Genomic DNA, 23,768 nt, shown 5'->3' with positions numbered 1-23,768 from the left:
CATGTTACTTAAGCGGCGGGCCTTTGACCAGACAGGGGAGTCCGAAAGCACTTTACTTTACGTCAGTGCCCGGGTAGTACCCCGAATAATAAGCTCGCAGTCCAGTAAACGTGAGCCACTGCTGACGCTCTGCCCTTGTAATTGATCGAGCAGTAACAGCATAGCTTCACGTCCGATATCGAAACGCGGCTGTGCGACGGTTGTCAGGGGTGGATCACAAAATTCCGTGAGCGAAATGTTATCAAAGCCAATAATGGATAAATCATCAGGGACTTTCAGACCCTGGCGTTTGGCGTAAGAGAGTGCGCCCAGCGCCATGACGTCGCTGTGACAAAAGACCGCGGTAGGCGGCTGCGGTAGTTCAAGGAGCTGCTTCAGCGCATTGGCTCCCGCTTCATAGGTAAAGTCACCGCGCGCGATAAAATGCGGATCGACCGTAATTCCGCTGCGGCGTAATGCCTGAACGTAGCCTTGCAGACGGTAATGGCACAGCGGCATATCTTCGGGGCCGGCGATACAGCCAATGCGTTTATGCCCCAGTTCCAGCAGATAATTCATCGCGTTAAAGGCGGCGGTGAGGTTATCAATGTGTACGGTAGGGAGTTCCAGCTCTGGCGCGAACTCGTTCGACATGACCATCGGCGGTAAATTGCGCTGCTCTTCCACGCTGGCATCAAACGGCAGGCGCGAGCTGAGCAGTACCATGCCATCGATCTGCTTGGTGATAATGAGGTTAAGAAACGTCTTTTCCTGTTGGTTCTGGTGCGCGCAGTCGCCAATAAGCACCAGGTATCCCTGTTCTGCGGCAGTCACTTCAATGCCACGAATCACTTCGCTAAAAAACGGATCGCAGATATCCGGCACAATCACCAGAATGGTACGCGACTCATTACGCTTAACGTTACGTCCCATTGATTGGGGTAGATATCCCACTTCCAGCGCTGCCTGCTCAACCTTGTTACGGGTTGACTGCGAGACTTTGTCCGGGTTCATTAATGCGCGGGATACGGTTGCCGTTGAGACTTTCGCCTTCAGAGCAACATCTTTCATCGTAGCGGCGGCAACCTGCTTATTCGGTTTCACTCTTTCTCCTCGCCAGAGAGCTGCTGGCACAGACTCGTCCCTGGATAACCTTCATCTGAAACATTTTTATCAGATAGTGAATGGAAGCGGTTACAGAATTTTCATAAAAAGTGTGATGGATCTTTAATTTTACGATCCGCCTCGCATCGTGAGGGTTTATCCCTCGATGGGATCGACATCCAGCACCCATTTAACCTTGCGTGCATCGGGTAGCGTATTGATCAGTGCCAGCGTGCCGCTGACGATATGTTGCAGGCGAATTCGTGATGGATGTTGCAACAATATTTGCCAACGATAACGACCACCGCGTTTGGGCGCCAGTGCGGGAACCGGGCCGAGCACCCAGAGTTTGTCATCGGCCAACGGGCTGGCTTGAATGAGATTCCGTAGCTGCTGCAAGAACATTGGTGCATGCTGGTTGTTATGATCTTCTGCCCGCACGATCACATGGCTGGTCCACGGTGGAAGCTGGAGCGTTTGTCGCTCGGCCAGCGCCTGTTCGGCAAACGCGTCATAGCCTTTATACAGCAAGGTTTGCAGCAGCGGATGTTCAGGATGGTGCGTTTGCAGCACCACTTCGCCTTGCTTCCCGGCGCGTCCGGCACGGCCAGAGACCTGCGTATAGAGCTGGGCGAAGCGTTCTGCTGACCGGAAATCTGCGGAGAATAGCGCGCCGTCAACGTCCAGCAGCGCCACCAGAGTGACGTCCGGGAAGTGGTGGCCTTTGGCCAGCATTTGCGTGCCTATAAGTATTCGTGCGCCGCCGCGATGCACTTCCGCCAGATGCTGCTCCAGCGACCCTTTACGGCTGGTGGTGTCGCGATCTATACGTGAAATTGGTACACCGGGGAAAAAAGGTGCCAGAGCCTGCTCAAGCTGTTCGGTGCCGAGTCCTACCGGAACCATATGCGTCGAACCGCAGGAAGGGCACTGACGCGGTATTGGGCGCTGGCTGTCGCAGTGGTGGCAACGCAGGTGGTGCTGCGCCTGATGTAGCGTGTAGTAATGATCGCAACGCGGACATTCGGCAATCCAACCACAGTCGTGGCACAGCAGCGCAGGCGCAAAACCACGACGGTTCAAAAACAGGATCACCTGGTTATCCGCCTGCAGGTGCTGACGCATACGGGCGATCAGCGCAGGGGCTAGACCGGCCTGCACCTGCTGACCTTTGAGATCCAGCACGTGCTGAGTGGCTGGGCGCGCATTTCCGGCGCGGCGCGTCAGGCGCAGCATGCGGTATTTGTTCTGCCGCACGTTACACAGCGTTTCCAGTGCCGGAGTGGCTGAGCCGAGAATAATCGGGATTTGCTCGCTATGGGCGCGGTAAACCGCGAGGTCGCGCGCATGATAGCGCCAGCCTTCCTGCTGTTTATAAGAGCTGTCGTGCTCTTCGTCGATGACAATCACGCCGAGATTTTTAAACGGCGTAAACAGCGAAGAACGCGTGCCGATAACAATCGCCGCCTCGCCATTTTTTGCTTTCAGCCAGGCTGAAAGACGTTCACTGTCGTTTAAACCGGAGTGCAGGACTTCGACCGGCGCATTAAAACGTTCGCGAAAACGGGCAATAGTTTGCGGCGTCAGGCCAATCTCCGGCACCATCACCAGCGCCTGCTTGCCTTGGGCAAGGACGTTTTCCAGAACGCTGAGATAGACTTCTGTTTTGCCTGATCCCGTTACGCCCGCTAATAGCCAGGCGCTAAAACTGTCTGAGGCGCTGTGAATCGCCCCGACGGCGGTGGCCTGCTCGGTGTTCAGTCGCAGACGCTCACCGGAAACCGCGTAGTCCGTACGCCAGTCGCTAAAGCCTGGTGTTTCGCTCGCCAGATCGCACAGCCCTTTTTTCCGCAGTGCCTGTAATGCGGCATCATTAAATTCCAGTTCAGCCACCTGGTCGCGCCAGATTTTCCCCTGGCGTAGCGCAGCCAGCGCCTGTTGCTGCTTGGGAGAACGCTTTAGGCTGTTGAGGTCAATAATCTGGCCTTCTTCAGTGGCAAACCAGTACCACATGGGCGCGTTTGTCGCCGGGCGTCCCTGGCGCAGTAAAATTGGCAGAGCGTGAAACAGTACGTCACCGATGGGATGATGATAATAATCAGCCGCCCACAACAGCAGACGCCAGACAGAGGTCGAGTAGACCGGTTCGCTGTCCAGCACTTCGAGAACGGCTTTCAATTCGCTCCGCGGCAGTTCACTGTGCTCGCTGACGGAAAGGACGATACCCACGCGCTCCTGCTGCTTGCCAAAGGGCACGCGTACACGACACCCGGCTTTGGCACTCAAGCCTTCCGGCAGGAGGTAGTCAAAGGTACGAGGAAGCGGAACGGGTAAGGCAACGTGCGCAACGGGCATTGAATCATCCTGACTTGAAATCTGGCGGGTTAGTATACACATTAGTGAAGGGTAGAATGCGGATCAGTTTGCATGAGCAGGTTAATTTCTGTATGATTCGCCGCCTTTGATGCAAATTGATTGCGTCAAATACTGACCATTACCCGAGAGTTTCGCGCGGCTGGAAGGCGGCAAGCGAGCGAATCTCTGGGAGCATAGTGAACTATGTGACCAGAGTGAGTGAACGCAGGCAACGCATCAGCAGTGTGAAAGGTGACGGGGAATAATTAACATCGCGTGGTGTCTGGCGTTAGGGCTGGAAGAGCGACGCGGCCTTAAACCGAGGTTTTCCCATGAAAAAAGATATTCACCCGAAATACGAAGAAATTACTGCAAACTGCTCTTGCGGTAACGTCATTAAAATCCGCTCTACTGTCGGTCACGATCTGAACCTCGACGTGTGCAGCAAGTGCCACCCGTTCTATACTGGCAAGCAGCGTGATGTTGCTACCGGTGGTCGTGTTGATCGCTTCAACAAGCGTTTCAGCATCCCAGGCAGCAAGTAAGTTTCAGCTGTCAGAAAAAAGCGCCTTATGGCGCTTTTTTTGTTTCTGCGTTTCAGAACTGAAATATATATTGATGCATTGAATAGTCTATTTAATTTAATAAATAAAACGCTGTTTTATTTTTTCGGTAAAATATTGAGACTGGTGATCTGCATCCTTTTTATCTTCTGTCTTTTGCCACTTTTACTAGTTCCTGGCAAAATGCCAAAGGTTTCTGCTTTCTTTCTAAAATACACTTTTGTGGAAATATAAAATTAATCTAAAAGCCTTTTTGTTTTCCCATTTTATGGACAAAACGAGATGGATAATTTCCGTTATTGAGTGTGAAGAGAGATTGTCATGAAATTTAAATCTGCGTTATTACTGATTCCATTATTCTCTGCGGCCGCACAAGCGGGTTATGTTGATTACCGGCATGAATATTATGACGATGGACGTAATTACGATCGTGTTTATATGTCTCACCGTTTTGCCACGGGTTTTGGTGTCGCAGTCGAAGCCATTTCTCGTTCCGAAAACACGCAGTCAAATGATGCGTGGAATAATATGGAAAGTAACGGTAACGAGTATACCGCAAGCTACCAGTTCACATGGCAGGGTCTTGTCTGGCAGCCCGGCATTGCGATCGAAACGGGCGATAATATCGCGATTTATAAGCCTTATATCCGCGTGCAGTACAACATCAACGACAACTGGTGGACCGCGTTCCGCTATCGTCAGGAGTACATGCGCAGAAACACTGACGGCAAAGATGACCGCATGGTCTATCGTCCGGAAGCCTGGCTTGGTTATAACGTCAATGACTGGATGTTTGAGCTAAATGGTATTTATAAAATTGCCGATAGCGAAGATTTATATAACAACCGGAAAGATGATTATGAATATAACTTCCGCGTGGCGTATAAACTAGGCTCATGGGTTCCATTTGTTGAAGTTGGCAACGTTTCCTCGGGTTATAACACTACCACCACAGACGATCGTCAGACCCGTTATCGTGTCGGTCTTGGTTATAACTTCTAATCGGTAATAGTTTTCGTATTGGCTGATTACGTCGATAAGCATAGTTTGTGTGAATAATATGTCTAAGGAGTTGACATCATGTCTAATGATGGAACTATTATTGGAAATAATGAAACCACTGCCGTCAGGCCTTTCGGAATTAGAGATAAAATCGGTTATTTATGTGGTGACCTCGGAACCTGTTTTATTCTTGGCTTAGTTAATAGTTTTTTAATGATTTATTACACTAACGTCCTCGGTATTTCCGGCGTTATTGTTGGCTCACTCTATTTTGTGACCAAACTCTTTGATGCGTTCGTTGATGTTGGTGTAGGGCGCTTATGCGATACCTCTAAACTGACGGTACATGGACGTTTCAACCCGTGGGTGCGTCGCATGAAGTATCCATTTTGCATCATTGCGGTTGTCCTGTTCCTGCCGTTTGTGAATGATTTTTCTTATACGGCGAAAATCATCTACATCTGTTGCTCCTATTTCATTTACGGTTCGCTGTTATCGACCGTGAGTATTCCGTACGGTGCTATGTCTGCGGCGATTAGCTCGAATCCGGATGATCGTGTATCGCTTTCAACCTGGCGTAGCGTTGGGTCAGCAATTGGCGGTGGGGCAACTGGCTTTTTCATTCCGATCCTGATGTACACCACCCTGGTGGACGGAAGCCAGGTGATTTCCGGGCAACACTTCTTCTGGATTTCCATTGGTTGCGCAGTGCTGGGCTTGATCTTTTTATCCTTGACCTGTCATTTAACGACGGAGCGCGTGCGCGTGGAGAGAAAAGAGAGCATGCCCGTTTCGGTGTTGCTGAAGGGACTGGCACGCAATAAGGCGCTGATTGTTTTAGTGGTTGTGGATTTGCTGATTGTAATTAATCAGGGGTTGTCCGGTACCAACATGACTTACCTGTTTAATGACTATTTCCACAATAAAGAGGCGATGTCAGTCGCGTTGCTGTTTACCTTTGGTTCCCTGGTTTTGCTGGCGCCATCGGCATCCTGGCTCACGAAGCGGTTTGGTAAAAAAGAAGCCAGCGTAGGCGCGTTGCTTTTTGCCGTGGTCATGTATGTGATTATGTACTTTGTCCACATTACGGATGCAAAGGTCTATCTGGTTTTCTTGTTCCTGGCGACGCTGGGTGCAGGGTTATTCAACCTGATGATTTGGGCGTTTATGACTGATGTTTGTGACTACCATCAGTATGTCACTGGCGATCGCGAGGATGGCACGGTTTATGGTGTGAACTTCTTTGCGCGCAAGGTTGGTCAGGCATGCGCAGGGGCGATTGGTGGCTTTATGTTGGCTATCATTGGCTATCAATCATCGTCAACAGGTGGTGCAGTGCAAACCAGCATTGTGCAGGAAAATATTTATACGATGGCGAATCTCTTGCCGGCGCTATGCCTGTTTTTGGCGGCGGTCATTCTGATTTATTTCTATCCATTGAACCGTACGGAAACGCTCAAAATGGAAGAAACATTGAATAAACTCAATGGTATTAGTAAGTAACACAGTGAGAAAAGGCGGGAGCATTCCCGCCTCTACACATCCATTGCTGTTCTAACTATCAGTATTCCCACGTTTCCGGGTTGATACCCAGTTCACGCATGATTACCTTTGCTTCTTCCGGGATTTCATCACTGCGTTCTTTACGCAGGTCGTCATCGTTGGGTAAGGGTTGCCCAGTAAAAGCATGCAGAAACGCTTCACACAGCAGTTCACTGTTGGTGGCGTGGCGCAGGTTGTTCACCTGACGACGCGTACGTTCATCGGTAAGGATTTTTAACACCTTCAGAGGAATGGAAACCGTAATTTTTTTGACTTGCTCACTCTTCTTACCGTGCTCAGCGTATGGGCTGATATATTCGCCGCTCCATTCAGCCATGAGATACCTAATCCTCTTCGTCATTAATATTGAGGCCAGAACCTGAGCCCGGACCATAATTGCGCGTAGTTTATCGTAGTGGCGTGGCCCTGACACGAAGTAAGCCGACGCAGATGTACGCTAATGCATATAATTTTAACGGCTATTTCCAGTTTGCTCAATCTATACGCAAAGAAGTTTAGATGTCCAGATGTATTGACGGCTATCGTAACTATGATTACTCTGGTGTCTGACTTTTCACCGACTCAGCCAGGATCTCCTCAATATGACGCGTAAACAGGCCACCATCGCAGTGCGTAGCGGGTTAAATGACGACGAACAGTACGGTTGCGTTGTCCCGCCGATTCACCTCTCCAGCACCTATAACTTTACCGGATTTAATGAACCTCGCGCCCATGACTATTCGCGTCGCGGCAACCCAACGCGCGATGTTGTTCAGCGTGCGCTGGCGGAACTGGAAGGCGGTGCTGGTGCTGTGCTGACCAATACTGGCATGTCGGCGATTCATCTGGTGACCACGGTCTTCCTCAAGCCAGGCGATCTGCTGGTCGCACCGCATGACTGCTACGGCGGGAGCTACCGACTGTTTGACAGTCTGGCAAAACGTGGCTGTTACCGCGTCCTGTTTGTCGATCAAGGAGATGAGCAGGCATTGCAGGCCGCATTGGCGGAAAAACCGAAGCTGGTGCTGGTAGAAAGCCCAAGCAACCCGCTGCTGCGCGTGGTGGATATTGCGAAAATCTGCCAGCTGGCGCGTGAAGCTGGCGCGGTCAGCGTGGTCGACAACACTTTTTTAAGCCCGGCACTGCAAAATCCACTGGCATTGGGCGCCGATCTGGTGTTGCATTCATGCACGAAATATTTAAACGGTCACTCAGACGTGGTGGCTGGTGTTGTGATAGCGAAAGATCCGGAAACGGTCACTGAACTGGCATGGTGGGCGAATAATATTGGTGTGACCGGCGGCGCGTTTGATAGTTATCTGCTGTTGCGCGGCCTGCGTACTCTGTCTCCTCGAATGGAGGTGGCGCAACGTAATGCTCAGGCGATAGTCGATTATCTGCAAACTCAGCCGCTGGTGAAAAAATTGTATCACCCGTCATTGCCGGATAATCAGGGCCATGAGATTGCTGCGCGTCAGCAAAAAGGCTTTGGCGCGATGTTAAGTTTTGAACTGGATGGCGATGAGCAAACGCTGCGCCGTTTCCTCGGCGGGTTGTCATTGTTTACGCTGGCGGAATCGTTAGGGGGCGTTGAAAGTCTGATCTCCCACGCCGCAACCATGACACACGCGGGCATGGCACCAGAAGCGCGTGCTGCTGCCGGGATTTCCGAAACGCTGCTGCGTATCTCCACCGGTATTGAAGATGGCGAAGATTTAATTGCCGACCTGGAAAATGGCTTCCGGGCTGCAAACAAGGGGTAAACATGAGTGTGATTGCGCAGGCAGGGGCGAAGGGTCGTCAACTGCACAAATTTGGTGGTAGTAGTCTGGCAGACGTGAAATGTTATCTGCGTGTCGCAGGCATTATGGCGGATTACTCGCAGCCTGATGACATGATGGTTGTTTCAGCCGCAGGCAGTACCACTAACCAGTTGATTAGCTGGCTGAAATTAAGCCAGACCGATCGCCTTTCTGCGCATCAGGTTCAACAGGCGTTACGTCGCTATCAAAGTGAGCTTATCAGCGGTTTGTTACCGCCTGATATAGCGGATGGACTGATTGGCGCGTTTATTCACGATCTGGAGCGTCTGGCTGGATTACTCGACAGCGGTGTGAACGATGCCGTCTATGCTGAGGTTGTTGGGCATGGTGAGGTATGGTCCGCGCGTTTGATGTCTGCGGTCCTTAACCAACAGGGGCTGGAGTCAGCCTGGCTGGATGCGCGCGATTTTTTACGTGCTGAACGCGGTGCCCAGCCGCAGGTAGATGAAGGTCTTTCTTACCCGCTGCTACAGCAACTGCTGGCGCAGCATCCGGGTAAACGGCTGGTCGTTACCGGCTTTATTAGCCGCAGCAATTCCGGTGAAACGGTCCTGCTGGGGCGTAACGGCTCCGACTACTCGGCGACGCAGGTTGGCGCGCTGGCGGGCGTTTCTCGCGTAACTATCTGGAGCGATGTCGCCGGGGTTTACAGCGCGGATCCGCGTAAAGTAAAAGACGCCTGTTTGCTGCCGCTGCTGCGTCTGGATGAAGCCAGCGAACTGGCGCGTCTGGCGGCACCGGTTCTCCATGCCCGTACCTTACAGCCGGTTTCCGGTAGCGATATCGATCTCCAGCTGCGTTGTAGCTATACGCCGGAGCAGGGTTCAACGCGCATTGAACGCGTACTAGCCTCCGGTACCGGGGCGCGTATTGTGACCAGTCATGATGACGTCTGCCTGATTGAGTTTTTGGTTCCGACTGGCCAGGACTTTAAGCTGGCTTATAAAGAGATTGATCAGGTTTTAAAACGTACCCAGGTGCGTCCGCTGGCTGTGGGTGTGCATCCTGACCGCCAACTGCTGCAATTTTGCTATACCTCCGAAGTCGCTGACGGCGCACTGAAAATTCTTGATGAAGCTGGTCTGCCAGGCGAGCTGCGTCTGCGCCAGGGGCTGGCTCTGGTGGCGATGGTCGGGGCGGGCGTCACCCGTAATCCGCTGCATTGCCACCGTTTCTGGCAACAGTTGAAAGGTCAGCCGGTTGAATTCACCTGGCAATCGGAAGAGGGTATCAGCCTGGTCGCGGTACTGCGTACTGGGCCAACAGAGAGCCTGATTCAGGGCCTGCATCAGTCAATTTTCCGCGCCGAAAAACGCATTGGTCTGGTGTTGTTCGGCAAAGGCAACATTGGTTCGCGCTGGCTGGAGCTGTTCGCTCGCGAGCAGAGCACGCTCTCGGCGCGCACCGGATTAGAGTTTGTGCTGGCGGGTGTGGTTGATAGCCGTCGTAGTCTGCTGAATTACGAAGGGCTGGATGCCAGCCGCGCGTTAGCTTTCTTTGATGACGAGGCAGTAGAGCAGGATGAAGAGTCTCTATTCCTATGGATGCGTGCTCACCCGTATGATGATTTAGTGGTGCTGGACGTTACTGCCAGCGAGCAACTGGCGGATCAGTATCTGGATTTTGCCAGCCATGGTTTCCACGTTATCAGCGCCAACAAACTGGCGGGGGCGAGCAGCAGTCATAATTATCGCCAAATTCATGACGCTTTTGAAAAAACCGGTCGCCACTGGCTGTATAACGCCACCGTGGGAGCAGGTTTGCCGATCAATCATACCGTGCGCGATCTGATTGATAGCGGAGATACCATTCTGTCGATCAGCGGGATCTTCTCAGGCACGTTGTCGTGGTTGTTCCTGCAATTTGATGGCACGGTCCCGTTCACCGATCTGGTGGATCAGGCGTGGCAACAGGGTCTGACTGAACCCGATCCGCGCGTAGATCTTTCCGGCAAAGATGTGATGCGTAAGCTGGTGATTCTGGCGCGTGAAGCAGGTTACGACATCGAACCGGACCAGGTTCGCGTGGAATCGCTGGTGCCTGCGCACTGTGAAGAAGGCTCTATTGACCATTTCTTTGAGAATGGTGATGAGCTGAACGAACAGATGGTGCAGCGTCTGGAAGCGGCGCGTGAAATGGGGCTGGTGCTACGCTATGTGGCGCGTTTTGATGCTAACGGTAAAGCGCGCGTTGGTGTTGAAGCGGTTCGTCCTGAACACCCGCTGGCGGCGCTGTTGCCGTGCGATAACGTATTTGCCATTGAAAGCCGCTGGTATCGCGATAACCCGCTGGTGATCCGTGGACCGGGCGCAGGTCGTGACGTCACCGCCGGCGCTATTCAGTCAGACATCAACCGTCTGGCGCAACTGCTGTAGTTTTTGTTGCCGGATGATCCGGCCGACGGTTCGTTTGTGACCCTGGCCGGATAAAATACGTCAACAGCCTTCTGCATAATCACTTCAACTCTCATCCTGGGTTAAACCTACCCGTATTGCGTCTTACCCGCGCTCTGGCCAGAGGCGAGGCTGTCACCGCTCTCGTTAACGGCTTGCAGACGGCCATGACGCAATCCCCCATCATTTCAGGCTGATGTGAATTTTTTTCACGTTGGCTGAGTATTCCTCACCTTTAACGATGATTTTTGTGTTGACGCCAGCGTGCTTTTCCGTCATTTTTACATCTAGACGTCTAAACGTATAGCAGTTCACAACACAACATATAACGACAAAAGATTGATGAGGTAAGGTATGAGCTTTTTTCACGCCAACCAGCGGGAAGCCCTGAATCAGAGCCTGGCGGAAGTGCAGGGTCAGATTAACGTTTCGTTTGAGTTTTTCCCGCCGCGCACCAGTGAAATGGAGCAAACCCTGTGGAACTCCATCGATCGCCTGAGCAGCCTGAAGCCGAAGTTTGTTTCAGTCACCTACGGTGCAAACTCTGGTGAGCGCGACCGCACGCACAGCATTATTAAAGGTATTAAGGATCGCACGGGTCTTGAAGCGGCTCCGCACCTGACCTGTATTGATGCAACCCGCGATGAGCTGCGGACCATTGCTCAGGACTACTGGAATAACGGTATTCGTCATATTGTTGCTCTGCGCGGTGACTTGCCGCCGGGAAGCGGTAAACCGGATATGTATGCCTCTGACCTGGTGACTCTGCTGAAAGACGTTGCGGATTTTGATATCTCCGTTGCGGCTTATCCGGAAGTACACCCAGAAGCGAAGAGCGCTCAGGCCGATCTGCTGAACCTGAAGCGGAAGGTAGATGCCGGTGCAAACCGCGCGATCACCCAGTTTTTCTTCGATGTAGAAAGCTATCTGCGTTTTCGCGATCGCTGCGTTTCTGCGGGTATCGATGTGGAAATTATTCCGGGCATCTTGCCGGTATCTAACTTTAAACAGGCGAAAAAATTTGCCGATATGACCAATGTTCGTATCCCTTCCTGGATGTCGACCATGTTTGATGGTCTGGATGATGATGCCGAAACCCGTAAGCTGGTGGGTGCGAATATTGCCATGGACATGGTGAAGATCCTCAGTCGCGAAGGGGTGAAAGATTTTCACTTCTATACGCTCAACCGCGCCGAGATGAGCTACGCAATTTGTCACACACTGGGTGTAAGACCGAATTAAACAGATGCCCCAGCCCTCTACGGAGGGCTTTTTATTGATCATTTTGATCTACATCTCTGTAACTTAAAATATAAAAGGAATTAGCTATCGAATCTGTGGGTTATTTCGACTATATCTTATCTCTGGTGGTGTATATCGTAGTCAGAACACTGTAAAGGGAGCATATAGATGAGCATGTCCGACGATAGCCAGAACGCATCAACTGCCGGTAAGTGTCCTTTTCATCAGGGCGGTCACGATCAGAGCGCGGGAGCAGGAACGAATAACCGCGACTGGTGGCCAAATCAACTCCGCGTTGATCTTTTAAACCAACATTCTAATCGTTCGAACCCGCTGGGTGAGGACTTCGACTACCGTAAAGAGTTTAGCAAACTCGACTATTCTGCCCTGAAAGGGGATCTCAGAGCCCTTCTGTCCGAATCTCAACCGTGGTGGCCCGCTGACTGGGGAACCTATGCCGGATTATTTATCCGCATGGCATGGCACGGTGCAGGGACCTATCGCTCCATCGATGGACGCGGTGGCGCGGGTCGCGGACAGCAGCGTTTTGCTCCACTGAACTCCTGGCCAGATAACGTCAGCCTGGATAAAGCGCGTCGCCTGCTGTGGCCTATCAAGCAGAAATATGGTCAGAAAATATCCTGGGCCGACCTGTTTATCCTCGCGGGCAACGTGGCGCTGGAAAACTCCGGCTTCCGCACCTTCGGCTTCGGTGCTGGTCGTGAAGATGTCTGGGAACCGGATCTCGACGTAAACTGGGGTGATGAAAAAGCCTGGCTGACCCACCGTCACCCGGAAGAGCTGGCGAAAGCGCCTTTGGGCGCGACCGAAATGGGTCTTATCTATGTAAACCCAGAAGGGCCGGACCATAGCGGCGAACCGCTCTCAGCGGCAGCGGCGATTCGCGCGACCTTCGGTAACATGGGCATGAACGACGAAGAAACCGTGGCGCTGATTGGCGGCGGTCATACGTTGGGCAAAACCCACGGCGCAGCACCGGCTTCGCACGTTGGGGCCGATCCAGAATCCGCGCCGATTGAAGCGCAGGGCCTGGGCTGGGCCAGCAGCTACGGCAGCGGCGCGGGTGCAGACGCAATTACTTCCGGTCTGGAAGTTGTGTGGACGCAGACGCCGACTCAATGGAGCAACTATTTCTTCGAGAACCTGTTCAAATACGAGTGGGTACAAACTCGCAGTCCGGCAGGCGCGATTCAGTTTGAAGCCGTTGACGCACCAGAAATTATTCCCGATCCGTTTGATCCATCGAAAAAACGTAAGCCGACGATGCTGGTTACCGACCTGACGCTGCGTTTTGATCCTGAGTTCGAAAAGATCTCCCGCCGTTTCCTGAACGATCCGCAGGCGTTTAACGAAGCGTTTGCCCGTGCATGGTTTAAGCTGACGCACCGTGATATGGGGCCAAAATCGCGCTACATCGGACCGGAAGTACCAAAAGAAGATCTGATTTGGCAAGACCCGCTGCCGCATGCGTTCTTCAACCCAAGCGAAGAAGATATTCTGAAGCTGAAGGCGACCATCGCCGCTTCTGGGTTGTCCGTGGGCGAACTGGTATCGGTAGCGTGGGCTTCCGCATCAACTTTCCGCGGTGGGGATAAACGTGGCGGCGCTAACGGTGCGCGTCTGGCGCTGGACCCACAGCGTGGCTGGGATGTGAATGCTACCGCGGCACGCGTACTGCCTGTGCTGGAAGGCATTTATAAGTCAGCCCATACCGCTTCGTTAGCCGATATTATCGTGCTGGCCGGGGTTGTTGGTATAGAGCAGGCGGCTAGCGCTGCGGGTGTCAGCATCAAAGTACCTTTTGCGCCGGGCCGCGTGGATGCGCGCCAGGATCAAACGGATATTGAGATGTTCGAACTGCTCGAGCCGATTGCCGATGGTTTCCGTAACTACCGCTCTCGTCCTGACGTGTCGACCACCGAGTCGCTGCTGATCGATAAAGCACAGCAGCTGACGCTGACCGCACCGGAAATGACTGTGCTGGTGGGCGGTATGCGCGTACTGGGTGCCAACTTCGACGGCAGCCAGCATGGCGTCTTTACCGATCGTCCAGGCGTACTCAGCACTGACTTCTTCGTCAATCTGCTGGATATGCGTCATGAGTGGAAGGCGGTTGATGAGTCAAAAGAGCTGTTCGAAGGTCGTGACCGTCTAAGCGGCGAAGTAAAATACACGGCAACCCGCGCCGATCTGGTGTTCGGTTCTAACTCCGTACTGCGCGCAGTGGCTGAAGTTTATGCCTGCAGCGATGCTCACGAGAAGTTTGTGAGAGATTTCGTTTCCGCATGGGTGAAAGTAATGAACCTGGATCGTTTCGATCTGCTGTAACAGCTAATGCCGGATGTCGCTTGCGCGGATCCGGCATGGTATGAATAAAAAAATCCCCGCTTTTGCGGGGATTTTCTATTTGCAGGTTATTCCCACTCTTGCAGGTAACGTTGACCGTACTGATCAGCCACCAGCAGGGCGGCATACACCTGGTCCGGCGTCGCGCCGCCAGGCATGTTGTGGATGGTTTCGCCTTCGGCACAGGCTGCCTCAGCCACAATGCGCATTTTCGCTGGGATATCCTGTTTGATATCCAGTTGCGCCAGGGTAATCGGTAGGCCAACGGAATGGCACAGTGCTGCAACGGTTTCAATTTCATCGACCGGCGCGTTTTCCAGCACCAACTGCGTCAGCGTACCGAAAGCCACTTTCTCGCCGTGATAGTAGTGATGCGCATCCGGGATTGCGGTCAGACCGTTATGAATGGCGTGAGCCGCTGCCAGACCACCGCTTTCAAAACCGACGCCACTCAGATAGGTGTTGGCTTCAATAACACGTTCCAGTGCCGGTGTAACCACGTGCTGCTCGGCTGCCAGCATCGCTTTTTCACCTTCTTCGATTAGCGTATTAAAGCACAGCTCTGCCAGCGCCAGCGCCGCCTGAGTACACTGACCGCCCGCCATGGTGGTTGCGCCGCTACGTGAACAGGCACGGGCTTCGAACCAGGTCGCCAGCGCATCGCCAATACCCGCAGCTAACAGACGTGCCGGTGCGCCCGCGACAATTTTGGTATCCACAATGACCCTGTCCGGGTTGTTGGGCAGCAGCAGATAGCGATCGAATTCACCGGCATCGGTGTAAATGACGGACAGCGCGCTGCACGGCGCATCGGTAGAGGCGATGGTTGGGGCAATGGCGACAGGCACGCCCATAAAGTGCGCCAGCGCTTTGGCGGTATCCAGCGTTTTACCGCCGCCAATACCAAGTACTGCGCCACACTGCGCTTTTTCTGCCACGCCGCGCAGACGGTCGATTTCGTTTTGTGAACATTCGCCGCCAAACGGTGCAATTTCCAGCGCCAGTCCGGCATCCTGGAAGCTTTTTTCCAGTGCGCCCTGGGCAAAACCTAAGACAAACTTGTCCCCAACGACCAGCCAGCGTTCTGCCAGTGGTTTGAGGTAGCTGCCAAGACGGGTAATAACATCGGCACCCTGGATGTACTTACCAGGTGATTGAATAATGCGATCCATACTTTATTTCCCTCACAGGTTGATGTGACCAAATGCGTTGTTCCAGTCCTGCTCAAACTTCTCTATTGCTGACTCTACCGCAGGGGTATTGAGCATTTGTTGCGCTACGTCTAATGGCAGGGTGATAGCTTCACATCCTGCCAGTAAGCAATCCAGCGCCTGACGCGGGGTTTTAAAGCTGGCTGCCAGTACCATGCTGTTTGGCGCATGCAGTTCCAGTAACGTTTGCAGTTCCTGTACAGTGCGAATTCCGTCGCCGCCCTGCGCGTCGATACGGTTAACGTATGGTGCGATATATTTAGCTCCCGCCAGCGCAGCCAGTAGCCCCTGAGAAGCACTGTAAACCGCGGTTCCTAGCGTGGTGATGCCCTCTTTTTTCAGCATCTTAATCGCGGCCAGACCTTCGGATGTCACCGGGATTTTCACTACCAGACCGGGCACCGCGTTGCTCAGGCGTTTGGCCTCTTCCACCATGCCCTGTGTGTCTCGGCTCATGGTTTGGGCAAACAAAATACCCTCTTCGCCGATGGCGTTTTGCAGGCGTGGCAGTACATCCCAGATGGATTCTTTGCTTGCCGCTACAATGCTTGGGTTGGTGGTGACTCCTGCGATAGGGAAGATGCGTGCCAGACGTTCAACTTCCGCGACGTTGGCGGTATCAAGATAAAGTTCCATACAAAAACATCCTCTTTAAAGTTCAAGTTCATGTTGCAACAGGCTGGCGATAGCGTCGGTTGAGGCGGCGCTAACCAGCGCGTTACGGAATTCTTCATGCATAATGCGGCGCGCCAGACGCGAGAAAATACGCATATGCTGATCGCCAGCGGCATGTTTGTTGAGCGTCAGCATAATAATGAACTGCGCATCATCATCACCCCAACGTACAGGCGCTTGCAGGCGCGCTACACTGATGGTGGACTGCTCAATATGTTCGGATTTGCTGTGTGGAATGGCGAAGCTAAAACCTAATCCGGTAGAGAAGACGGCTTCGCGTGCCCACAGATCTGCTTCCAGTTTACGTGGATAGCGGCAACGGCCTGCCAGCAGGAGGTTGTCGGTCATCCCTTTGATGACCTCTTCTTTACTGCGCCAGTCGCTATCCAGCGTGATGCACTCGGCGGTAACCAGCGGAGTATCCTGTTGGGTCATGCGGAACTGGGCCAGCAGATGTTCGACCTCCAGCGAAGTTCGACAAGCCATCGCTTGATTCAGCAACTGACGGCAGGCGCGGCTGTCGAGTTGCGCCATCCGCGCTTTGGCGGCGGGAATGGAGGGAGCGCTCATGCTAAGTTCGTCCAGGCCCAGCCCCACCAGCAGTGGCAGTACAGAACCTTTGGCACCCAGTTCACCACACAGGCCAATCCATTTCCCCTGTCGATGTACTGCCTGCACGGCGTAATCCAGTGCGCGCAGGAAGGCCGGATTCAGGCTGTTGTAGTGGCGGGTAACTTTGGCGTTGTCGCGGTCGACCGCCAGTAAGTATTGCGTTAGGTCATTGCTGCCAATACTAAAGAAATCAATCTCTTCGCAGCATTGGTCAATGATGAACATCACAGACGGAACCTCCAGCATAATACCGAGCTGGATCTTCTCATCAAACGGAATGTGTTCACTTCGCAGTTGCTGCTTGGCTTCTGCCAGTTTCTCTTTGACCCACAGGATCTCTTCCATCGAGGAGATCATTGGGATCATGATTTTCAGGCTACCGTGCGCTGAGGCGCGCAGGATCGATCGCAGTTGCGTAGTAAACAACGTGGCATATTCTTCATAAATACGCACCGCGCGATAACCGAGAAATGGGTTTGTCTCAGCAGGAATATTCAGATAATCAACGGATTTATCACCGCCGATATCCATGGTGCGTACAATAATGCTGTGTCCCTTTGCGGGTTCCAGCGCCTGGCAGAAAATGTTGTATAGCTCGTTCTCATCCGGGGCGCAGGTACGGTCCATATACAGCATTTCCGTACGGAACAGGCCAACCGCTTCCGCACCGTTACTAAAGGCTGCCTGCGCTTCCACGGAGTGGGCGATGTTGGCGGCGACTTCCATACGGATGCCATCAGCCGTGCGTGCCTCCTGGGTCAGCCAGATACGTTGTTGTTCCCGAATGGCATCCTGGATACGGGCTTCCTGCTGGTAGTAACGTACGACAGATTCATCAGGGGCAACGACGACTGCTCCTGCGTTACCATCGATATAAACTGTTTGCTGCAGCCATGGCCTCAAAGATTCAATATCTACGCCAACCAGCGTAGGGATGTTGAATGACCGGGCGAGAATCACCGTGTGTGACGTAGTACCACCGCTTTTTAACAGCAAGCCTTTCAGCATTGTTTTATCCAGTTCGAGGAACTGGCTCGGTGTTAGCTCATCCGCCATGCAAACCGTAGGCTGGGTCAGTTTTCCCGGCGCAGGGAAGCGCTGTTCTCCATAAATTTGCTGCAGAAGCTGGAAGCAAACATCGCGTACATCCAGCGCACGCTCCTGTAAATAACTGCTGCTTGAACGGGAGAATTCATCACAAAAATGTCCGGCACTTTCAACAACCGCCTGGGCGCAGCTTAACCCGCGTGATACGCCGGCGAGCAGGTGCTGGCGCAGTGAGAGGTCGCTTGCCAGCGAGCGGTGTGCTTGCAGAATCGCGCTGGTAGCGCCGTCGCTGTCGAGTAAGCGAAACTCAATATTCTTCATCAACAGCGTTAAACCGTTATCCAGTGCTGCTTGCTCGGTTTCAATATCCTGAGCGGATGGAAGGTTACTGAGCGCGTTGAGATCCAGCGAAGAAAGCAGACTCAGAACGCCTCCTGCGCTGCCGCTGCAGACGGTGCGAGCGCGGAAAAGCTGTGGATTTAAATGGGTGAGCGATGCCGGAAGTGGCTCCAGCTCGTTGTTTTTGGCTTCCGCTAGCGGTGCATCGCAGTGCGGAAATTCATTACGTAACCATTGGCTCAGATGCTGGTGAGCTGCCTGTTCATCTGTACCGGAAATCAGCAACTGACAGCTATCACCCGCCAGAGTATCGGTGCCAATCAGCGATAACGCGCTCTTAGCGTTGCCCTTACGTTCGGTACGCAGGTTGTGCCACTCAATGTGCGAGGTAAAGGTGTTGCACTGCGTTTCTATGTGGCTTGCCGGGCGTGCATGTACGCCATTGGGTAGCTCACAGGTAAATTCCACAATCAGGGCCATAGCCTCATCTCCCATAACGATTTCTCGCTACAGGATAAAAGGGCAACGCCTGAGCATGCCATGTGACAAAACTGCCAAAAACTGGATAAATGTAATGTAACCATCAAAGTGAGACATCCCTCACAAGTCAGCGTATCCCCTATAAATTCCGAGAAACTGCAAGTTATGAGGCGGATCGCATTTTTGTACTGACATTACAAAAGTCCAGCAAATGGCCTTTTTATCCACTGTTTGCGTCGCGTCGGATTGCCTATTGTTTTCCGCAACAAGTTTATGTATATGGGCTTTAGGCAGCCCGGGAGCGACGTATGAAAGAGTTGGTACAAATCCTGAAAAATACTCGTCAGCACCTGATGACCGGTGTTTCGCATATGATTCCCTTCGTCGTAGCGGGCGGTATTTTGCTGGCTGTCTCCGTCATGCTGTATGGCAAGGGCGCGGTACCGGATGCTGCGACCGATCCTAATCTCAAAAAGCTTTTTGATATTGGGGTCGCTGGGTTGACGCTGATGGTGCCATTTCTTGCCGCTTATATCGGCTATTCCATTGCTGAACGTTCTGCTCTGGCCCCTTGTGCGATTGGCGCATGGGTGGGAAACAGCTTCGGTGCAGGTTTCTTTGGCGCATTAATTGCCGGGATTATTGGCGGTATCGTCGTCCATTATCTGAAGAAGATCCCGGTTCATAAGGTGTTGCGCTCGGTAATGCCTATCTTTGTTATTCCTATCGTCGGCACTTTTATCACCGCAGGCATCATGATGTGGGGCTTGGGAGAACCCGTTGGCGCGTTAACCACGAGCCTGACCGAGTGGCTGCAGGGTATGCAGCAGGGCAGCATCGTATTGCTGGCGGTAATTATGGGACTGATGTTGGCCTTCGATATGGGAGGGCCAATTAACAAAGTTGCCTACGCTTTCATGCTGATTTGCGTGGCGCAGGGGGTTTATACCGTGGTGGCAATCGCTGCGGTGGGGATCTGCGTGCCGCCGCTGGGTTTAGGTTTGGCGACGCTGATTGGTCGTAAGAACTTCTCTTCTGAAGAACGCGAAGCCGGTAAAGCTGCGCTGGTAATGGGTTGTGTTGGCGTAACAGAAGGCGCGATTCCGTTTGCTGCAGCCGATCCGCTGCGCGTCATCCCATCGATTATGGTGGGTTCCGCCTGCGGCACGGTAACCGCCGCCCTGTTTGGTGCGCAGTGTTATGCCGGCTGGGGCGGACTGATTGTTCTGCCTGTAGTGGAAGGAAAACTGGGTTATATCGCGGCGGTTGCCGTTGGTGCTGTAGTGACCGCCGTGTGCGTTAACGTACTGAAAAGTCTGGCGCGGAAAAAAGTGTCTCAGGTCGATCAGAAAGAAGATGACCTGGATTTAGATTTTGAAATGAATTAAGTGAGGAATGAGTCATGACCAAGATTATCGCAGTAACCGCATGTCCTTCTGGCGTTGCCCACACCTATATGGCAGCCGAAGCGCTGGAAAGCGCCGCTAAAGCCAAAGGTTGGCAAGTAAAGGTTGAGACTCAGGGGTCGATCGGTCTGGAAAACGAACTGACCGCGGCGGATGTGGCGGAAGCCGACATGGTTATTCTGACCAAGGACATTGGTATTAAATTTGAAGAACGTTTTGCAGGCAAAACTATCGTTCGCGTCAACATCAGCGATGCAGTGAAACGTGCCGACGCCATCATGAACAAGATTGGCGCGCATCTGGCGCAAACCGCTTAACTTTTCATTTTTAGAGCCTGCTTCATCAGGCGTTATCGTTGCAGGCAGTTTGAACACGGACAGCGCGCAGGAACCCGAGCGTACACGCAGTACGTGAGGGGCGCGAGCACTGCCCTGGCTCAAAATGACAAATAAGATAGCTTGATGGACAGGTTCCAGGGAGTTCCTCATGACTAACCGTATCCAACGTTTAAAAAACGCTCTGTTTCAGAACAACCGTGAAATTTCGCTTGAGCGTGCGCTGTTATATACCGCCAGCCACCAGCAGACGGAGGGAGTGCCGGTTATTCTGCGTCGGGCGAAAGCCACCGCATATATTCTTGAGCACGTTGAGATTTCGATTCGTGATGAGGAACTGATTGCCGGAAACCGTACCGTTAAACCGCGTGCGGGCATTATGTCGCCGGAAATGGATCCTTACTGGCTGCTTAAAGAGCTGGAGCAGTTTCCAACCCGTCCGCAGGACCGTTTTGACATCAGCGAAGAGGATAAACATCGCTATCGTGATGTGCTGTATCCGTACTGGGAAAAGCGGTCGATGAAAGATTTCATCAACGGTCAGATGACCGATGAGGTAAAAGCCGCCGTCAGTACCCAGATTTTTAGCATTAACCAGACTGACAAAGGTCAGGGACATATCATTATTGATTATCCACGCCTGTTGAATCACGGGCTTGGCGAGCTGGTAGCGCAGATGCGGGCGCATTGTCTGCAGCAGCCGGATAATCACTTTTATCAGGCTGCGCTGTTGCTGCTTGAGGCTTCGCAAAACCATATTCTGCGTTACGCTATGTTGGCAGAGAAGATGGCGGAAAGCTGCCCGGATGCGCAGCGACGCCAGGAATTACTGACGATTGCTGAAAACTCCCGGCATAACGCCCAGAGCAAGCCGCAAACCTTCTGGCAGGCATGTCAGCTGTTCTGGTACATGAACATTATTTTGCAATATGAATCCAACGCCAGTTCGCTTTCACTCGGACGCTTCGACCAGTATATGCTGCCGTTTTATCAGGCTTCGCTGACGCAGGGGGAAGACCCGGCATTCTTACAAGAGATCCTCGAATCCCTGTGGGTAAAATGTAATGACATTGTGCTACTGCGATCCACCAGCAGCGCGCGCTATTTCGCTGGCTTCCCAACAGGCTACACCGCGCTACTGGGGGGATTAACGGAGAATGGTCGTAGTGCGGTAAATGTACTGTCTTTCCTCTGTCTTGATGCGTATCAGAACGTACAGCTGCCACAACCAAATCTCGGTGTGCGCACGAACGCGTTGATCGATACACCGTTCCTGATGAAAACAGCACAGACCATTCGTCTTGGTACCGGTATCCCGCAAATCTTTAACGATGAAGTGGTGGTGCCCGCGTTTCTGAATCGCGGTGTTTCGCTGGAGGATGCGCGGGATTACGCGGTAGTAGGCTGTGTCGAGCTGTCTATTCCAGGCCGAACATATGGTTTGCACGATATCGCCATGTTTAATCTGCTGAAAGTGATGGAAATATGTCTGCATGAGAACGAAGGCAACCGCACGCTGACGTACGACGATCTCCTGGCGCATATTCGTGCCAAAATCAGCCACTACATCACGTTGATGGTCGAGGGCAGTAATATCTGTGATATCGGTCACCGTGACTGGGCGCCGGTGCCGCTGCTCTCCTCGTTTATTAGCGACTGTCTGGATAAAGGGTGCGATATTACCGACGGCGGCGCGCGGTATAATTTCTCCGGCGTACAGGGGATCGGTATTGCAAACCTGAGCGATTCGCTGCATGCGCTCAATGGGCTGGTATTCGAACAACAGCGCTTATCTTTTGATGAGCTTTTGTTGGTGCTAAAAGATAACTTTGCTACCCCGGAAGGCGAGAAAGTTCGCGCCAGGCTGATCAATCGCTTCGAAAAATACGGCAACGATATCGATGATGTAGATAACATCAGCGCCGAACTGCTGCGTCATTACTGCAAAGAGGTAGAGAAATACCAGAATCCACGCGGCGGGCAATTTACGCCGGGTTCGTATACCGTCTCTGCGCACGTGCCGCTGGGTTCGGTCGTTGGGGCAACACCGGATGGCCGCTTCGCCGGGGAACAACTGGCAGATGGGGGCCTGTCGCCGATGCTGGGACAGGATATGCAAGGACCGACGGCGGTATTGAAGTCGGTCAGCAAGCTGGATAACACGCTACTTTCCAATGGGACGTTGCTGAATGTGAAGTTTACGCCAGCCACACTGGAAGGTGAGGCCGGTTTACGCAAGCTGGCGGATTTTCTGCGGGCATTTACCCAGCTCAAGCTCCAGCACATCCAGTTTAACGTGGTAAATGCCGACACATTGCGCGAAGCACAGCAGCGCCCGCAGGATTTCACCGGGCTGGTGGTGCGCGTGGCGGGTTACAGCGCCTTCTTTGTCGAGCTGTCGAAGGAGATCCAGGATGACATCATTCGCCGCACCGCGCATCAACTGTGAAGTAATTGACCCTCGTGGCGAGGAAGTCGCGCGTATATTCAACATTCAGCGTTACTCACTGAATGATGGGCAGGGTATTCGTACGGTCGTCTTTTTTAAAGGCTGTCCGCATACCTGCCCTTGGTGTGCTAACCCCGAATCACTCTCACCGCGTATTGAAACGGTACGGCGGGAGAGTAAATGCCTGCACTGCACACCCTGTCTGCGTGATGCTGACGAGTGCCCCTCCGGTGCGTTTGAGCGTATTGGTCGTGATATCACGCTGGACGAGCTGGAACGTGAAGTGATGAAAGATGATATTTTCTTTCGCACCTCTGGCGGGGGGGTGACGCTTTCCGGCGGTGAAGTGCTGATGCAAGCGCCCTTTGCCGCACGATTCCTGCAACGTCTGCGGCGCTGGGATGTGCGCTGTGCAATTGAAACGGCTGGCGATGCGCCGGCCGGTCGCTTGTTATCGCTGGCAAAAGAGTGTGATGAGGTGCTGTTCGATCTCAAAATAATGGATCGAGATTTGGCACGTGAGATCATCAACATGAATCTGCCGCGTGTGCTGGCGAATTTACGGCTATTGGTGGAGGAAGGGGTTAATGTCATACCTCGCCTGCCGCTGATTCCAGGCTTTACGATGAATTCAGATAACACGCAGCATGTGTTGACGATGTTGTCATCACTAGGCATAAAGCAGGTACACCTGCTACCGTTTCATCAATATGGCGAGCCAAAATACAGCCTGCTCGGTATGCCCTGGTTGATGAAAGAAGTGCCCGTACCGACGGCGCAAGAGGTGGATAGTATACGTAAGATGGCAGAATGCGCCGGATTTCAGGTAACAGTAGGAGGATAG

General features: G+C 52.8%; 17 protein-coding genes. 11 read left to right on the top strand and 6 right to left on the bottom strand.

From position 1 onward, the window contains the following. Positions 1-57 precede the first annotated feature (57 nt). Together cytR and priA are read right to left on the bottom strand one after the other, a co-directional pair. A complete protein-coding gene (gene cytR / locus OGY71_RS00695) occupies positions 58-1,083 on the bottom strand; it encodes a DNA-binding transcriptional regulator CytR (protein WP_003825179.1) in 1,026 nt (341 codons plus the stop codon). A 156-nt stretch (positions 1,084-1,239) separates the two neighbouring features. Further along, positions 1,240-3,438, bottom strand: coding sequence for a primosomal protein N' (gene priA, locus OGY71_RS00690; protein WP_063941745.1), 2,199 nt, complete (start codon positions 3,436-3,438; stop codon positions 1,240-1,242). Positions 3,439-3,770: 332 nt separating this feature from the next. Here priA and rpmE point away from each other — a divergent pair, with 332 nt between their 5' ends. The 3 genes from rpmE to OGY71_RS00675 all read left to right on the top strand — a co-directional run bounded on the left by rpmE (position 3,771) and on the right by OGY71_RS00675 (position 6,506). Further along, positions 3,771-3,983 (top strand): 50S ribosomal protein L31, encoded by a 213-nt coding sequence (rpmE, locus tag OGY71_RS00685; RefSeq protein ID WP_003028810.1) that lies wholly within the window; start codon positions 3,771-3,773, stop codon positions 3,981-3,983. Between the two features lie 339 nt (positions 3,984-4,322). Beyond that, complete coding sequence (locus tag OGY71_RS00680) at positions 4,323-5,003, top strand: oligogalacturonate-specific porin KdgM family protein (protein ID WP_003825173.1); 681 nt, start codon at positions 4,323-4,325, stop codon at positions 5,001-5,003. Between the two features lie 78 nt (positions 5,004-5,081). Further along, positions 5,082-6,506 (top strand): MFS transporter, encoded by a 1,425-nt coding sequence (locus OGY71_RS00675; protein ID WP_003825170.1) that lies wholly within the window; start codon positions 5,082-5,084, stop codon positions 6,504-6,506. A gap of 58 nt (positions 6,507-6,564) precedes the next feature. Here OGY71_RS00675 and metJ read toward each other — a convergent pair whose 3' ends face one another. Beyond that, on the bottom strand, positions 6,565-6,882 hold the full coding sequence (gene metJ / locus OGY71_RS00670) for a met regulon transcriptional regulator MetJ (RefSeq protein ID WP_003825168.1): 318 nt from the start codon (positions 6,880-6,882) through the stop codon (positions 6,565-6,567). A 265-nt stretch (positions 6,883-7,147) separates the two neighbouring features. Here metJ and metB point away from each other — a divergent pair, with 265 nt between their 5' ends. The 4 genes from metB (at position 7,148) to katG (ending at position 14,352) form a co-directional block, all read left to right on the top strand. Further along, positions 7,148-8,308, top strand: a complete 1,161-nt coding sequence (metB, locus tag OGY71_RS00665) for a cystathionine gamma-synthase (RefSeq protein ID WP_003028818.1) — start codon at positions 7,148-7,150, stop codon at positions 8,306-8,308. Positions 8,309-8,310: 2 nt separating this feature from the next. After that, positions 8,311-10,743 carry a bifunctional aspartate kinase/homoserine dehydrogenase II gene (locus tag OGY71_RS00660; RefSeq protein WP_149335650.1) on the top strand — a complete coding sequence of 811 codons (2,433 nt, stop codon included), beginning with the start codon at positions 8,311-8,313 and terminating at the stop codon, positions 10,741-10,743. A gap of 372 nt (positions 10,744-11,115) precedes the next feature. After that, positions 11,116-12,003 (top strand): methylenetetrahydrofolate reductase, encoded by an 888-nt coding sequence (metF, locus tag OGY71_RS00655; protein ID WP_003825161.1) that lies wholly within the window; start codon positions 11,116-11,118, stop codon positions 12,001-12,003. 168 nt (positions 12,004-12,171) lie between these two features. Next, positions 12,172-14,352, top strand: coding sequence for a catalase/peroxidase HPI (gene katG, locus OGY71_RS00650; RefSeq protein ID WP_003825159.1), 2,181 nt, complete (start codon positions 12,172-12,174; stop codon positions 14,350-14,352). A gap of 86 nt (positions 14,353-14,438) precedes the next feature. Here the strand turns inward: katG and gldA are convergent, their stop codons facing one another. The 3 genes from gldA to ptsP are packed head-to-tail and all read right to left on the bottom strand — an operon-like array spanning position 14,439 to position 18,734. Continuing rightward, on the bottom strand, positions 14,439-15,542 hold the full coding sequence (gldA, locus tag OGY71_RS00645; RefSeq protein ID WP_003825158.1) for a bifunctional L-1,2-propanediol dehydrogenase/glycerol dehydrogenase: 1,104 nt from the start codon (positions 15,540-15,542) through the stop codon (positions 14,439-14,441). A gap of 12 nt (positions 15,543-15,554) precedes the next feature. Next, positions 15,555-16,217, bottom strand: a complete 663-nt coding sequence (gene fsa / locus OGY71_RS00640; protein WP_286612641.1) for a fructose-6-phosphate aldolase — start codon at positions 16,215-16,217, stop codon at positions 15,555-15,557. Positions 16,218-16,232: 15 nt separating this feature from the next. Continuing rightward, a complete protein-coding gene (gene ptsP, locus OGY71_RS00635) occupies positions 16,233-18,734 on the bottom strand; it encodes a phosphoenolpyruvate--protein phosphotransferase (RefSeq protein WP_286612671.1) in 2,502 nt (833 codons plus the stop codon). 308 nt (positions 18,735-19,042) lie between these two features. Between ptsP and OGY71_RS00630 the strand changes: the two genes are divergently transcribed. The 4 genes from OGY71_RS00630 (at position 19,043) to OGY71_RS00615 (ending at position 23,768) form a co-directional block, all read left to right on the top strand. After that, complete coding sequence (locus OGY71_RS00630; protein WP_003825153.1) at positions 19,043-20,122, top strand: PTS fructose transporter subunit EIIC; 1,080 nt, start codon at positions 19,043-19,045, stop codon at positions 20,120-20,122. Positions 20,123-20,136: 14 nt separating this feature from the next. Beyond that, positions 20,137-20,457 (top strand): PTS fructose-like transporter subunit IIB, encoded by a 321-nt coding sequence (locus OGY71_RS00625; RefSeq protein ID WP_003825151.1) that lies wholly within the window; start codon positions 20,137-20,139, stop codon positions 20,455-20,457. Between the two features lie 169 nt (positions 20,458-20,626). Then, positions 20,627-22,924, top strand: a complete 2,298-nt coding sequence (locus tag OGY71_RS00620; RefSeq protein ID WP_286612639.1) for a formate C-acetyltransferase — start codon at positions 20,627-20,629, stop codon at positions 22,922-22,924. Beyond that, on the top strand, positions 22,890-23,768 hold the full coding sequence (locus OGY71_RS00615) for a [formate-C-acetyltransferase]-activating enzyme (RefSeq protein WP_286612637.1): 879 nt from the start codon (positions 22,890-22,892) through the stop codon (positions 23,766-23,768). The genes OGY71_RS00620 and OGY71_RS00615 overlap by 35 nt, the downstream gene beginning before the upstream one ends.

It is taken from the genome of Citrobacter sp. Cpo109 (assembly GCF_030332565.1).
GTDB lineage: Bacteria > Pseudomonadota > Gammaproteobacteria > Enterobacterales > Enterobacteriaceae > Citrobacter > Citrobacter portucalensis.
The sequence above is the reverse complement of the archived record's forward strand: the minus strand, read 5'-3'. Positions and strand labels throughout refer to the sequence as shown.

What these genes read in the sequence shown, in the direction of transcription:
- priA (WP_063941745.1), bottom strand. Translation starts at nt 3,438, where the DNA reads ATGCCCGTTGCGCACGTTGCCTTACCCGTTCCGCTTCCTCGTACCTTT.
- rpmE (WP_003028810.1), top strand. Translation starts at nt 3,771, where the DNA reads ATGAAAAAAGATATTCACCCGAAATACGAAGAAATTACTGCAAACTGC.
- OGY71_RS00680 (WP_003825173.1), top strand. Translation starts at nt 4,323, where the DNA reads ATGAAATTTAAATCTGCGTTATTACTGATTCCATTATTCTCTGCGGCC.
- OGY71_RS00675 (WP_003825170.1), top strand. Translation starts at nt 5,082, where the DNA reads ATGTCTAATGATGGAACTATTATTGGAAATAATGAAACCACTGCCGTC.
- metJ (WP_003825168.1), bottom strand. Translation starts at nt 6,882, where the DNA reads ATGGCTGAATGGAGCGGCGAATATATCAGCCCATACGCTGAGCACGGT.
- metB (WP_003028818.1), top strand. Translation starts at nt 7,148, where the DNA reads ATGACGCGTAAACAGGCCACCATCGCAGTGCGTAGCGGGTTAAATGAC.
- OGY71_RS00660 (WP_149335650.1), top strand. Translation starts at nt 8,311, where the DNA reads ATGAGTGTGATTGCGCAGGCAGGGGCGAAGGGTCGTCAACTGCACAAA.
- metF (WP_003825161.1), top strand. Translation starts at nt 11,116, where the DNA reads ATGAGCTTTTTTCACGCCAACCAGCGGGAAGCCCTGAATCAGAGCCTG.
- katG (WP_003825159.1), top strand. Translation starts at nt 12,172, where the DNA reads ATGAGCATGTCCGACGATAGCCAGAACGCATCAACTGCCGGTAAGTGT.
- gldA (WP_003825158.1), bottom strand. Translation starts at nt 15,542, where the DNA reads ATGGATCGCATTATTCAATCACCTGGTAAGTACATCCAGGGTGCCGAT.
- fsa (WP_286612641.1), bottom strand. Translation starts at nt 16,217, where the DNA reads ATGGAACTTTATCTTGATACCGCCAACGTCGCGGAAGTTGAACGTCTG.
- ptsP (WP_286612671.1), bottom strand. Translation starts at nt 18,734, where the DNA reads ATGGCCCTGATTGTGGAATTTACCTGTGAGCTACCCAATGGCGTACAT.
- OGY71_RS00630 (WP_003825153.1), top strand. Translation starts at nt 19,043, where the DNA reads ATGAAAGAGTTGGTACAAATCCTGAAAAATACTCGTCAGCACCTGATG.
- OGY71_RS00625 (WP_003825151.1), top strand. Translation starts at nt 20,137, where the DNA reads ATGACCAAGATTATCGCAGTAACCGCATGTCCTTCTGGCGTTGCCCAC.
- OGY71_RS00620 (WP_286612639.1), top strand. Translation starts at nt 20,627, where the DNA reads ATGACTAACCGTATCCAACGTTTAAAAAACGCTCTGTTTCAGAACAAC.
- OGY71_RS00615 (WP_286612637.1), top strand. Translation starts at nt 22,890, where the DNA reads ATGACATCATTCGCCGCACCGCGCATCAACTGTGAAGTAATTGACCCT.